This is a genomic window from Streptomyces sp. NBC_00704 (genome assembly GCF_036226605.1).
Lineage (GTDB): Bacteria > Actinomycetota > Actinomycetes > Streptomycetales > Streptomycetaceae > Streptomyces.
The window spans coordinates 4,783,250-4,795,800 of the sequence record NZ_CP109000.1 but is presented as its reverse complement, the minus strand read 5'-3'; the positions used below and the strand labels follow the sequence as shown (position 1 = coordinate 4,795,800).

Below are 12,551 nucleotides of genomic sequence, written 5' to 3'. Positions count from 1 at the left end.
GCCGTGACCGTGTCCGTCCCTATCCCTATCTCCGTGGCTGCCGCCGCTCCCGTCCGCACCGTCGTCGCTACCGCCGTCGTCGCTACCGCCGTCGTCGCTACCGCCGTCGTCGCTACCGCCGTCGTCGCTGCCGCCGTCGTGGCGCCAGTGCCACGGCGCCACGGCCGTGGCGGTCGTCGTCAGCGCGAGGCGAACGGCTGGTCGGTGGGGACGATTTCGCGGCCGAGCGGGAACAGCGAGACCGGGATCAGCTTGAAGTTCGCGATGCCGAACGGGATGCCGATGATGGTGACGCAGAGAAGGAAGCCCGTGACGATGTGACCGATGGCCAGCCACCAGCCGGCCAGGATCAGCCAGAGCACGTTTCCGAGACAGGACGGCGCACCCGCGTCGCGACGCTCGACAGTCGTGTAGCCGAAGGGCCAGAGGGCGAAGATCCCGATACGGAACGCGGCGACGCCGAACGGAATCCCGATGATGGTGATGCAGAGCAGCGCGCCCGCGAGCACGTAGCCGAGGAACAGCCAGAATCCGCTCAGGATCAGCCAGATGACGTTCAGGATGGTCTTCACTGGGGGCGACCTGCCATTTTCTCGAGCCGGGCGATGCGGTCCGCCATCGGCGGATGTGTCGAGAACATCTTGGAGAGTCCCTGACCAGGACGGAAAGGGTTCGCGATCATCATGTGACTCGCCGTCTCGATACGGGGCTCCGGAGGCAGCGGAAGCTGTTTGGTGCCCGTCTCCAGCTTGCGCAGGGCGCTCGCGAGGGCCAGCGGATCGCCCGTGAGCTGGGCGCCGGAGGCGTCGGCCTCGTACTCCCGTGAGCGGCTGATGGCGAGCTGGATGAGACTCGCGGCGAGGGGGCCCAGGATCATGATCAGGAGCATGCCGAGGATGCCGGGGCCGTCGTCGTCGTCGGAGCGGCCGACCGGGATCAGCCAGGCGAAGTTGACCAGGAACATGATCACCGACGCCAGCGCGCCGGCGACGGAGGAGATGAGGATGTCGCGGTTGTAGACGTGACTGAGCTCGTGGCCGATGACGCCGCGCAGTTCACGCTCGTCGAGCAGACGCAGGATGCCTTCCGTGCAGCACACGGCGGCGTTGCGCGGGTTGCGGCCGGTCGCGAAGGCGTTGGGCGCCTCCGTCGGGGAGATGTAGAGGCGTGGCATGGGCTGGCGGGCCTGGGTGGAGAGGTCGCGCACCATTCGGTAGAGGGCGGGGGCCTCGAACTCGCTCACCGGGCGGGCGCGCATCGCGCGTAGCGCCAGTTTGTCGCTGTTCCAGTACGCGTACGCGTTGGTGCCGAGCGCGATCACGACAGCGATGACGAGCCCCATGCGGCCGAAGAAGCTGCCGATGACGATGATGAGTGCCGACAGCCCCCCGATGAGTACTGCGGTCCTGAGCCCGTTGTGCCGGCGGTGCACGGTACGCCCTCCAAGTCGTGCAGCAGGGGAACCCTTTGCTTGTGGATCTCGCTTGTCTGCGGTGTCACCGGTGCTGTGGTGTCACATCCAGTGCACCTTCCCGTAATGGTCAACGCCAGGCGGGAGGCACGAGTTCCCTTGCGTCCGTGGGCAGGGGTGTGGGCCGTCCGGGTGAGGACGGTGGCGTACGCGCGCGTAAGACCTCAGAAAAGGCCGGTGTCGGCGAAGCGCAGGACGAGCTGGGGAGCTCCCGATAGGGCGACGCCGACGGCGCCGGTGAGGGCGATCGCGGCGGTCAGGGGGGCGGGGAGGCGGTGCCCCTCGCTCCGGCCTTCGGGGGTCCTGAAGAGCAGGGCCGTCCATTGGAGGTAGTAGTACAGGGCGATCACGACGTTGACGGCCATGACGACCGCGAGCCAGCCGAGGCCCGCGTCGACGGCCGCCGAGAAGACGGTGACCTTCGCGAAGAGGCCGATGACGCCCGGCGGGAGTCCGGCGAGGCAGAGCAGGAAGAACGCCAGCAGCAGCGCCGTGAGGGGGTTCCTCGCGTACAGGCCCCGGTAGTCCTCGATGCGGTTCGCGGCGGCGGTCCGGCCCACCAGGGCGGCCACGGCGAAGGCGCCCAGGTTCACGGCGGCGTACATGAGGGCGTAGGCGACGGTCGAGCCGACGGCGTGCTCGGCGTCGGCGGAGTACGCGGCGGCGGCGATCGGGACGAGGAGGTAGCCGGCCTGGCCGACGGAGGACCAGGCGAGGAGGCGTACGGCGCTGTACGCGCGCGTGGTCTGCTGGCGGAGGGCGCCGACGTTGCCGACGGTCATGGTGAGGGCGGCAAGCGCGGCCAGGGCGGGGCCCCAGACGTCGGCGTACGAGGGGAACGCGACGACGGTGACGAGGATGAGGCCGGAGAAGCCGACCGCTTTGCCGACGACCGACAGGTAGGCGGCGATGGGCAGGGGGGCGCCGACATAGGTGTCGGGCACCCAGAAGTGGAACGGGACGGCGGCCGTCTTGAAGGCGAAGCCGATGAGGGTGAGGACCACGCCGGTCTGGGCGAGCGTGTGCAGTTGGCCGTCGACGTGCTGGATCCGGTCGGCGACCTGGGTGAGGTAGAGGGTGCCGGTCGTCGCGTACACGAAGCTGATGCCGAGGAGGCTGACGGTGGTCGCGGTGACGGAGGACAGGAAGAACTTCAGGGCCGCTTCGGAGGACCTGCGGTCGCCCTGTCGGATGCCGACGAGGGCGAACGCGGGCAGGGAGGCGACCTCCAGGGCGACGACGAGGGTGGCGAGGTCGCGGGAGGCGGGGAGCAGGGCGGCGCCTGCGGCCGAGGACAGCAGCAGGAACCAGAACTCCCCCTCGGGGAGCCTCCCGCGCGCGTCCTTCAGGGCGGTGACCGACAGGAGGGCTGCCAGCAGCGCTCCTCCGAGCACCAGGAACTGGATGACGAGGGTGAAGCGGTCGACGGTGTAGCTACAGGCGCTCGGCTCGCCGGTCAGGCAGAAGGTGGAGCGGTCGCCGTCCAGGAGGGGAAGGAGGAGTGCAGCGGAGGCCGCGAGGCCCGCGACCGAGAGCCATCCGAGGAGCGGTTTGCGGGCGTCGCCGACGAACAGGTCGGCCACGAGGACGACGAGGGCCACGACCGCGGTGAGGGTGGGTGGCGCGATGGCCTGCCAGTCGACGGACTGGACCGCCGACTCGGCGAGGGGCTGGACCGTGGTGGGGACCAGGGAGCTCATCGGGTGCCTCCTGCGAGGAGCTGCTGCACGGCCGGGTCGGTGAGGCCGAGGAGGACCTTGGGCCACAGGCCGGCGACGACGGTGAGGGCGACGAGCGGGGTCCAGGCCGCGAACTCGTAGGTCTGCACGTCGGCGAGGCGGGGGGCGTCCTGTGCGACGGCGCCCATGCAGACGCGGCGGACCACGGCGAGCAGGTAGGCGGCCGTCAGCAGGGTGCCGAACGCGGCGATCGCCGTGAAGGCGAGGTAGGCGGGACGGCTGAGGCCGGCCGCCGGGTCGAAGGCTCCGAACAGGGCCAGCATCTCGCCCCAGAAGCCGGCGAGCCCGGGCAGGCCGAGTGAGGCGACGGCGGCGAAGGCGAGGAGGCCGCCGAGGCGGGGTGTCCTGCCGTACAGCGCGGCGCCGGTCTGTTCGGCGAGGGTGTCCAGGTCGGTGCTGCCGGTTCGGTCCTTCAGCGCTCCGACCAGGAAGAAGAGGAGGCCGGTGATGAGACCGTGGGCGATGTTGGCGAACAGCGCGCCGTTCACGCCGGTGGGGGTCATGGTGGCGATTCCGAGCAGGACGAAGCCCATGTGGCCGACGGAGGAGTAGGCGATCAGGCGCTTGAGGTCGCCCTTCGCGCCCGGTTTGGCGAGGGCGAGGCAGGCCAGGGATCCGTAGATGATCCCGACGACGGCGAGGGCGGCCAGGTAGGGCGCGAAGGTCCGGAAGCCGTCCGGGGCGACCGGGAGCAGGATCCGGACGAACCCGTACGTTCCCATCTTGAGCAGCACACCGGCCAGCAGGACGGAGCCGACGGTCGGGGCGGCGGTGTGGGCGTCGGGCAGCCAGCTGTGCAGGGGCCACATCGGGGTCTTGACCGCGAGCCCGATCCCGATCGCCAGTACGGCGATGACCTGCACGGATGTGCTCAGCGACCGGCCGTTGTCAGTGGCGAGTGCCACCATGTCGAATGTGCCCGCCTTGATTCCGGTCAGGAGCAGGCCGAGCAGCATGACCACGGATCCGAGCAGCGTGAAGAGGATGAACTTCCAGGCCGCCCGGGTCCGGCCCTCGCCGCCCCAGCGGGCGATGAGGAAGTACATCGGGATGAGCACCGTCTCGAAGGCGAGGAAGAACAGCAGCAGGTCGAGGACGGCGAAGGTCGCGAGGGTGCCGGACTCGAGCACGAGGACGAGCGCGACGAAGGCCTTGGGGGACGGCCCCTGGGGTTGCTTGAAGTAGGAGTAGAGCGCGCAGAGGAAGGTCAGGAGCGCGGTCAGGACCAGCAGGGGGAGGGAGATGCCGTCGATGCCTAGGTGGATGCGCACGTTCAGTGCGGGGATCCAGCTGATGTCCGTGGTGGCCTGCATCTTCGACGGATGGTCGTGGTCGAAGCCCAGGGTGAGGACGATCGCCGCGACGAGGACGACGCCGGTTACCGTCACGCCGTGCCGTAGTACGGCCTGTTCGGGAGACTTCCCCTTCAGCCCGGGCGGGGCGGGCAGCAGGGCGGCGACGGCCCCGAGGAGCGGGCCGACGACGATGAACGCCAGAAGGACCTGCATCACGGACTCGTTGATATCGATCACGCCTGCTCACGCTCCCGAGGCGACGAGAAGGGCGGCGACCGCGAGGACCACGGTGCCGGCGAGCAGCGCGCTCACGTAGGTCTGGACGTTGCCGGTCTGGGCGCGCCGTACGGCGGCCCCCAGCCAGCGCGGCAGTGCGCCCGCGCCGCGAACGTAGGTGTCCACGACCTCGCGGTCGAGGAACCGCACGAGGCCGGCGGCCGCCAGGACGGGGCGCACGAAGGACGCATGGTAGACGGCGTCGACGTGGAAGCCGGCAGCCGCGTGGCGGTGCAGTGGGCCGAGCAGCAGGCGTCCGGGGTCCGCCGGGTCGGGCGCGGAGGCCACGTCTCCGTAGGCGGGCTCGTGCGTCGCGATGGCCTCGGCCTCGACGTGGGCGGCGTCCCCTTCGGGATGGGCGGCGACCGCGCCCAGGGGGACGCGTGCGGTGAGCGCGGTGAGACGGCGCCAGGCGGCGTAGGTGACGAGCCCGCCGATCAGGGCCGCTCCGGTGCCGAGGACGGAGGTGGTGAGGGTCGGCGCGAGATCGTCGCCGTCGAACCAGTCGGGGAGCGTGCGGTAGGCGAGCCCGCCGAGGGCGAGGGAGGGGACGGCCAGGATCCACAGCACCACGTTCATGGTCAGGGGCTGACGGCCGTGGTCGGGGGCTTCCTCGCCGCGGCCGCGGAACGCCAGCAGCCACAGCCGGGCCGCGTAGGCGGCGGTGAGGAGGGCGGTCAGCGCACCGGCGACGAGGACGGTCCAGCCCGCGGCGACGGGGGCGGGTCCGGGGTGGCCGGAGGTGACGTGCTCGGCAGCGCCGAGGACCGACTCCTTCGAGAAGAAGCCGCTGAACGGCGGGATCGCGGCGAGCGCGAGGAGCGCCACGGTCATCGTCCAGTAGGCGTCGGGGACACGGTCGCGCAGGTTGTGCATGCGGGACATGGCGGCCAGCGAGTTGGTGCCGGCGGCGTGGATGATCACGCCTGCCGCGAGGAACAGCAGCGCCTTGAAGGCGCCGTGCGACAGGAGGTGGAAGACGGCGGCGCCGCGGTCGCCGACGGCGAGCGCGCCGGTCATGTAGCCGAGCTGTCCCATCGTCGAGTAGGCGAGGACGCGTTTGATGTCGTCCTGGGCCAGGGCGGCCAGGCCCGAGCCGACCATCGTGACGGCGGCCATCACGGCGAGGACCGTCATCGCGGCCGCGGAGGCCTCGAACACCGGCAGGAGACGTGCGATGAAGTAGACGCCGGCGGCGACCATCGTCGCGGCGTGGATCAGCGCGGAGACGGGCGTGGGGCCCGCCATCGCGTCCGGAAGCCAGGTGTGCAGCGGGAACTGGGCGGACTTGCCGGCCACACCCGCGAGCAGCAGCAGGGCGACGGCGGTCGGGTGGTCGAGTCCGCCATGGGCGACCGTGCCGAGAATCTTCGTGATCTCGAAGGAGCCGGCGTCGGTGGCGAGGGCGAACAGACCGATCAGGAAGGGGACGTCACCGAGTTTGGTGACCAGGAAGGCCTTGATGGAGGCGGCGCGGGCCTCCGGGGTCTCCCAGTAGTGGCCGACGAGGAAGTAGGAGCAGATGCCCATGACCTCCCAGCCGACCAGCAGCACGATCAGATCGCCGGAGTAGACGACCAGGAACATCGCGGAGGTGAAGAGGGAGACGAGCGCGGCGTACGAGGGGTAGCGCGGGTCCTCGCGCAGGTAGCCGGTGGAGTAGATCTGCACACAGGCGGCCACGAGACCGACGACCACTGCCACGAGGGCGGCGAAGCCGTCGATGTGCAGGGCGAGTTCGATCGGGACCGAGCCGGTGGGGGTCAGTTCGGTGGCCGCGTCGACCGCGCCGTCTCCGCCCTGGCGCAGGGCGACGACGACGGCGAGCACGAGGGCGGCGACGGTGGGCAGGACGGCCAGCGGCCGTACGAAGCCGGGGGCGGTGCGGCCCAGGAGCAGGCCGGCGGCCGCGCCCAGGAAAGGCAGGAGGGGGACGAGGACGGCGAGGGTGGTCGTGGTCACGCGGTGGCCTCAGCCTTCTCGGCGGCCGCTCCGGTCGCGGGGACGTCGGTGTCGGGGCCGTCCGCCGCGGAGTCCTCGTGGCTCTCGTGGCCCTCGGCGGTGTCGCGGAGCCGGTCGATGTCGGCAGTGCCGCGATTGCGGTGGACGGCGAGGACGATCGCCAGGCCGATGCCGATCTCGGCGGCGGCGATGGCGATGGTGAACAGGGTCAGGGCCTGGCCGGAGTGAAGGGTCTCGTGGGCGGTCCTGCTGAGCCAGACGTCGAAGGCGACGAGGTTGAGGTTCACGGCGTTGAGCATCAGCTCGACCGACATCAGGATCAGGATCGCGTTGCGGCGGGCGAGGACGCCGTACAGGCCGGTGCAGAAGAGGAGCGCCGACAGCACGGCGGGATAGACGAGGTGCATCAGCGGGCGCCTTCCTGATCGGCAGGGCCGTCACGGTCGTCGCGACCGCGTCGGCCGTCCTGGTCGAGGTGGCTGTCCCGGTCGGATGAGGCGCTCTTCGAAATTCCGTGACTTTCTGTGACCGTGCGGGAACTCCTGGTGGCAGGCCGCGCGTTCATGGGGGGAGAGCTCGAATCCGTCTTCGCCTTGTGGGACAGGACGATCGCCCCGACCAGGGCCGCGAGAAGAAGCACGGAGAGGGCCTCGAAGGGGAGGACCCAGTTCTGGAAGAGGCTCGCACCGGTGACCTCGGTCGAGCCGGCAGCGGGGCCGTCCAGGTCGATCCAGGTGGAGCGGAAGGCGTCGACGACCACCCAGACCAGGGCGGCGGCCGCTGCCGCGCCGACCGTGAGAGCCGCCCACCGGTTCCCGGAGTCCGCGTCCGGAGAGCGGCCGATGGGGGCCTTGGTGAGCATCAGACCGAACAGGAGGAGCACGACGACGGAACCGACATAGATGAGGACCTGCACCCAGGCGATGAACTCGGCGGTGAGAAGGAGGTACTCGACGGCGAGGCCGCCGAGGGCGACCACGAGCCACAGGGCCGCGTGCACCAGCTGCCTGGTGGTCACGGTGACGAGGGCGGCACCGAAGGTGACCAGGCCGACGAGCAGGAAGGCGATCTCGACGCCGGTCGGGGAGAGGAAGCCCTGCGGGGCCTCGGCGAGGCTCACGCGTCCCCTCCTTCGCTTCCGCTTCCGGAAGGACCGGATGCGGAAGTGCCGGGACCGCCGGCACTGCCTGGCCCGGAAGCCGGGGGTTCGGCGGACGTGGGTTCGGCGAGCGTGGGCCCAGCGGCTGGGGGTTCGGCGGACTCGGCGCGGGCGGCCGCGGCCAGCTTCTCGGCCGACTTGCGAGCGGCGGCGATCTCCTTCGGCTCCTCGGCGGCGGGGTCGAGAGCGGGTGGGGCCGGCACGGTCCACATCCACTCGCGGAGCTTGTCCCGCTCGTGGGTGAGTTCATGAATGTCCGTCTCCGCGTACTCGAACTCCGGAGACCAGAACAACGCGTCGAAAGGACAGACCTCGATGCAGATACCGCAGTACATGCAGAGCGAGAAGTCGATGGCGAAGCGGTCGAGCACGTTACGGCTGCGCTCGCGGCCGCCGGGGGCCGCGGGCGGGACCGTCTCCTTGTGGGAGTCGATGTAGATGCACCAGTCGGGGCACTCACGGGCGCAGAGCATGCAGACCGTGCAGTTCTCCTCGAACAGACCGATCACCCCGCGCGTGCGGGGCGCGAGCTCGGGCTGGGCGTCCGGGTACTGCTCGGTGACGGTCTTGCGGGTCATCGTGCGGAGGGTGACGGCCAGGCCCTTGGCGAGGCCACTGCCGGGAAAGGGGGCCATGGTTACCGGATCACCACCTTGACGACGCCGGTGAGGGCGATCTGGGCGAGGGAAAGGGGGACGAGGAGGGTCCAGGAGAGCTTCTGGAGCTGGTCCTCGCGCAGCCGCGGGTAGGTGACGCGCAACCAGATCACGACGAAGGCGAGGACGGCGGCCTTCAGCAGGGTCCACACCCAGCCGAAACCGTCGGCACCCCAGGGGCCGTGCCAGCCGCCCAGGAAAAGGACGGTGGTCAGACCACACAGGACGACGATCCCGGCGTACTCGGCGAGCAGGAACAGCGCGAATCGCAGGCCCGTGTACTCGGTGTACGCACCGAAGATGATCTCCGAGTCCGCGACGGGCATGTCGAAGGGGGGCCGCTGGAGCTCGGCGAGGCCGGCGACGAAGAAGACGATTCCGCCGACGATCTGCCAGGGCAGCCACCACCACTCGAAGGCGTCGACGATGCCGGGCAGCGAGACCGTGCCGGCCGCCATCGCCACCGAGGCGGCGGTGAGCAGCATCGGCAGCTCGTAGGCCAGGAGTTGAGCGGCGGTACGCAGCCCGCCCAGAAGGGAGAACTTGTTGGCGCTGGCCCAGCCGGCCATGAGAGAGCCGAGCACACCGACGCCCATCACGGCGAGCACGAAGAAGATGCCCGCGTCGAGGACCTGCCCGACGGCCCCCTTGCCGGGGCCGATGGGGATGGCGAGCAGCACGAGGAGATACGGCAGGAGGGCGACGGCTGGTGCGAGCTGGAAGATACGGCGGTCCGCGCCCGCGGGGACGATGTCCTCCTTCTGCGCGAACTTCACGCCGTCCGCGACGAGCTGGGCCCAGCCGTGGAAACCGCCCGCGTACATCGGGCCCAGACGGCCCTGCATATGGGCCATGACCTTGTGCTCGGTCTGACCGACGATCAGAGGGAGGGTGAGGAAGACGACGAACACGACGAGGAGTCGCAGGGTGACGTCGAGAGCGTCGTTCACTGCTGACCTCCTGCGGGGTCCTCGGGGGTGGAAGGTTCAGCGTCGGCGCGATTCGGCTGACTGCCGGCGTGAGTCGTCCGGCTGTCGGCGGCCGAGGGATTCTCGGCGGGGGGCTTCTCGGCGGGAGCCGCCGGTGCCGGGTGAATGTCGCTCGACTCGCGGACCGACCCCGGCTGCTGCGCAGGGGGCAGCTTCGGTGCCTGGTCCGACTCGGGCTCTGGTGCCTGGTCCGACTCGGGCTCCGGTGCCTGAACCGGCTCCGGGACCTGGTCCGACTCGGGCTCCGGTGCCTGGTCCGACTCCGGTGCCTGTGCCTGGTCCGACTCCGGTGCCTGTGCCTGCTCCTGTGCCAGTTCCTGCTGCTCCCGATTCGGTGTCGGCTTCTGCTCCCGCTCGGGCTCCGGGTCGTCGAAAGCTGGGCGGGCGTGGTGCCACGGGGCGTCGGAGCTGCGGGGGGTCGTCGCGGAGCGCGCAGGGGCGGCGGGAGACGAGGCCTGCGGCCTGGTTCGCTGTGAGGCCGAACCCTGGGAGGCGGAACGGGCACGGCGCGGCCCCGCAGGAGGCTTCGAGGTCGACTCGCTTGCGACCACTCCATCGGCGGCCGTGGCTTCAGCCGCTCCTGTCGTTCCCGACGTTCCCGACGCTCCGGACGTTCCTGCCGTTTCAGCCGTGGCTGGTGTTCCTGTCGCTTCAGGGGTTCCGGCGACCTCGCCGGCTCCTGGGGCGCCCGTGGCTCCGGGAGCTGCCGCTCCGGATCCCTTCGCTTCTGCTCCCGTCTCCGTGGCACCGGTGGCATCAGGCGTTGCCGTGGTCTCGGTGGCTCTCGTGGCTTCCGTGGCTCGCTGGGAGGCGGAGCCCGCGCCGGCGCTCCGGGTGCGGCGGGGGGTGCCGGAGGGCGTGGCCGTGGGCACGGGCGCGGGGGTCTGCGGCGCAGTCGGCGTCGAGGGCGCCTCCTGGGCCGTCGCGGGCTGGCTCGCGGAGCCTTCGGCCGACGTGCGGGCGCGGCGAGCCGGGCGGTCGGCCGCAGGGCGGGCCGGGCGCTCACCGGCCGTGCGGCCTGCCGCCGCGGTGCGGGTCGGGCGGCTCGGAGCCGGTGGGAGCTGGCCCTTCAGGGGTCCCCATTCGTTGGGGTCGGGTACGCCCGGAGGGAGCATCTGGCGTCGCTTGGGGCCGCCGTGCTCGGACTCGCCGGGTTCCTTCGCGCCGGGCCAGGCCTTGGCGACGCGGGCCGCCAGGACGAAGTCCTTGCGCAGTGGGTGGCCTTCGAAGGTGTCCGGAAGGAGGAGGTGGTCGAGGGCCGGGTGGCCCTCGAAGGTGACGCCGAACATTTCGTGCGTCTCGCGTTCGTGCCAGGCGGCGCCGGCGTAGACGTCGACGGCGGTCGCGAGGGCCGGCGTCTCGTGCGGGATCGTCGTGCGCACGAGGAGGCGTCGGACCGGGGCCAGGGCTACGACGTGGGCGGAGACGCGGAATCCGGTGCCGGGTTCGTCGACCGCGCTCAGCCAGTCGAAGTAGGTGCAGGACAGGCGGTCGCGGGCCACGCGCAGGGCGTCGGTCCAGGACGCGGCGGGGACGTCGACGGTGAGGACGTCGTACGACTGCTCGGCGGTGGCCTGGGGACCGAAGAGCTCCTCGACAGGGGCGGGCAACCATCCGACCGTGCTCATCGGTCCTCCTCGGAGGTTCCCGGAGCGGAGTCGGGGGGCGTCGGCTCGGCGGACGTCGCGGACTCGGAGGTCGCGGCCTCAGCGGAGGTCGTGGCCTCAGCCGAGGTTGTCGCATCAGCGGAGGACGGCGGCTGGGCGGGTGCGGGCGCGGCTGACGTCGTCCGGGTCGGTGCGGGCTCGGCGGCAGTCGTGGCAGTCGCGGCCGACGCGGCTGGTGTGGCTGTGCCGGTCGGCGGGGGCGGGGGGCTCAGCAGGCCGCTCTGCAGGGCCGCCGGGGTGGGGCGCGGCGCCGAGGCGCCGTAGCGCTCGTCGAGCGACTCGCGTGCGATCTTCTCCTGGAGCTTGAGGATGCCCTGGAGCAGCGCCTCGGGGCGCGGCGGGCAGCCGGGCACGTAGACGTCCACCGGGATGATCTGGTCGACGCCCTTCGTGACGGAGTAGGAGTCCCAGTAGGGGCCGCCGCAGTTGCTGCACGCGCCGAAGGAGATGACGTACTTCGGTTCGGGCATCTGCTCGTAGAGGCGCTTCACCGCCGGGGCCATCTTGTCGGTGACGGTGCCGGAGACGACCATCAGGTCCGCCTGGCGCGGGCCCGGAGCGAAGGGGATGACGCCGAGGCGGATGAAGTCGTGGCGGGCCATCGACGCGGCGATGAACTCGATCGCGCAGCAGGCCAGGCCGAAGTTGAAGACCCACAGCGAGTAGCGGCGGCCCCAGTTGAGGATCACCTTCATCGGTTCGGGGGCGAGGCGGGCCAGGGCGCCGAGTCGCTTCGGCTCGGGCAGGAGCACGGGCGTCGAGGGCGGCTGCTCCGGCCGGCCGGCGGGCGACGGGTTGGCTTCCGGCGTCACGTCCATGTCAGGACGCCCTTCTTGTAGGCGTACAGCAGGCCCACGGCCAGGAAGCCGAGGAAGACGAACATCTCCACGAGGGTGGCCGCTCCGTAGCCGGGGGCCGCGAAGACGGTCGCCCAGGGGAAGAGGAAGATCGAGTCGACCGCGAAGATCACGTACAGGAAGGCGTAGACGTAGTAGCGGACCTGGGTGTGGGCCCAGCCCTCGCCGACGGGGTCGACGCCGCACTCGTAGGTCAGGAGTTTCTCCGGCGTGGGGACCACCGGGCGCAGCAGGCGTCCCGCACCGAAGGCGACGGCCACGAACAGCACGCCGACGACGGCGAGCAGCCCGACGACGGAGTAGGACTGGAAGTAGTCCGCCGCGACCTCCGCCGCGACATCGACGGTCGGTTCCCGCACGTCCGTCCCCTCGCTCCCTGACCTCGGCCACAGTGGCCGTCGGGGCGGTCTTCACGGTGGTCTCCGCGACGGCCGGCCCGTTCGACGATCTGTACGCACGGGAGTCTAGGCCCTGATAAAG

Annotated in this window: 12 protein-coding genes; all 12 read right to left on the bottom strand. The window is 71.0% G+C overall.

Features of this window, described 5'->3' with window-relative positions:
- Positions 1-179: 179 nt before the first annotated feature.
- Entirely contained in the window at positions 180-572 is a 393-nt protein-coding gene (locus OG802_RS20980; protein WP_329412647.1) for a YccF domain-containing protein, read from the bottom strand.
- Positions 569-1,432, bottom strand: coding sequence for a zinc metalloprotease HtpX (gene htpX, locus OG802_RS20975; protein WP_329412646.1), 864 nt, complete (start codon positions 1,430-1,432; stop codon positions 569-571). The genes OG802_RS20980 and htpX overlap by 4 nt, the downstream gene beginning before the upstream one ends.
- A gap of 203 nt (positions 1,433-1,635) precedes the next feature.
- Positions 1,636-3,171, bottom strand: coding sequence for an NADH-quinone oxidoreductase subunit N (locus OG802_RS20970; protein ID WP_329412644.1), 1,536 nt, complete (start codon positions 3,169-3,171; stop codon positions 1,636-1,638).
- On the bottom strand, positions 3,168-4,742 hold the full coding sequence (locus OG802_RS20965) for an NADH-quinone oxidoreductase subunit M (RefSeq protein ID WP_329412642.1): 1,575 nt from the start codon (positions 4,740-4,742) through the stop codon (positions 3,168-3,170). Before OG802_RS20965 ends, OG802_RS20970 begins: the two co-directional genes overlap by 4 nt.
- A gap of 6 nt (positions 4,743-4,748) precedes the next feature.
- Positions 4,749-6,743: an NADH-quinone oxidoreductase subunit 5 family protein gene (locus OG802_RS20960; protein ID WP_329412640.1), complete on the bottom strand. Its 1,995-nt coding sequence runs from the start codon at positions 6,741-6,743 to the stop codon at positions 4,749-4,751.
- Positions 6,740-7,150, bottom strand: a complete 411-nt coding sequence (nuoK, locus tag OG802_RS20955; protein WP_329412638.1) for an NADH-quinone oxidoreductase subunit NuoK — start codon at positions 7,148-7,150, stop codon at positions 6,740-6,742. The genes OG802_RS20960 and nuoK overlap by 4 nt, the downstream gene beginning before the upstream one ends.
- Complete coding sequence (locus OG802_RS20950) at positions 7,150-7,863, bottom strand: NADH-quinone oxidoreductase subunit J family protein (protein ID WP_329412636.1); 714 nt, start codon at positions 7,861-7,863, stop codon at positions 7,150-7,152. The genes nuoK and OG802_RS20950 overlap by 1 nt, the downstream gene beginning before the upstream one ends.
- Positions 7,860-8,537: a NuoI/complex I 23 kDa subunit family protein gene (locus tag OG802_RS20945; RefSeq protein WP_329412634.1), complete on the bottom strand. Its 678-nt coding sequence runs from the start codon at positions 8,535-8,537 to the stop codon at positions 7,860-7,862. Before OG802_RS20945 ends, OG802_RS20950 begins: the two co-directional genes overlap by 4 nt.
- A 2-nt stretch (positions 8,538-8,539) precedes the next feature.
- Positions 8,540-9,508 carry a complex I subunit 1/NuoH family protein gene (locus OG802_RS20940; RefSeq protein WP_329412631.1) on the bottom strand — a complete coding sequence of 323 codons (969 nt, stop codon included), beginning with the start codon at positions 9,506-9,508 and terminating at the stop codon, positions 8,540-8,542.
- On the bottom strand, positions 9,505-11,175 hold the full coding sequence (locus tag OG802_RS20935) for an NADH-quinone oxidoreductase subunit C (protein ID WP_329412629.1): 1,671 nt from the start codon (positions 11,173-11,175) through the stop codon (positions 9,505-9,507). Before OG802_RS20935 ends, OG802_RS20940 begins: the two co-directional genes overlap by 4 nt.
- On the bottom strand, positions 11,172-12,032 hold the full coding sequence (locus OG802_RS20930; RefSeq protein ID WP_329412627.1) for an NADH-quinone oxidoreductase subunit B: 861 nt from the start codon (positions 12,030-12,032) through the stop codon (positions 11,172-11,174). Before OG802_RS20930 ends, OG802_RS20935 begins: the two co-directional genes overlap by 4 nt.
- Complete coding sequence (locus tag OG802_RS20925) at positions 12,023-12,430, bottom strand: NADH-quinone oxidoreductase subunit A (protein WP_256921074.1); 408 nt, start codon at positions 12,428-12,430, stop codon at positions 12,023-12,025. Before OG802_RS20925 ends, OG802_RS20930 begins: the two co-directional genes overlap by 10 nt.
- Positions 12,431-12,551: the final 121 nt, after the last annotated feature.

Coding starts and splice junctions, on each gene's coding strand:
- OG802_RS20970 (WP_329412644.1), bottom strand. CDS start 3,171: ATGAGCTCCCTGGTCCCCACCACGGTCCAGCCCCTCGCCGAGTCGGCG.
- nuoK (WP_329412638.1), bottom strand. CDS start 7,150: ATGCACCTCGTCTATCCCGCCGTGCTGTCGGCGCTCCTCTTCTGCACC.
- OG802_RS20945 (WP_329412634.1), bottom strand. CDS start 8,537: ATGGCCCCCTTTCCCGGCAGTGGCCTCGCCAAGGGCCTGGCCGTCACC.
- OG802_RS20935 (WP_329412629.1), bottom strand. CDS start 11,175: ATGAGCACGGTCGGATGGTTGCCCGCCCCTGTCGAGGAGCTCTTCGGT.
- OG802_RS20930 (WP_329412627.1), bottom strand. CDS start 12,032: ATGGACGTGACGCCGGAAGCCAACCCGTCGCCCGCCGGCCGGCCGGAG.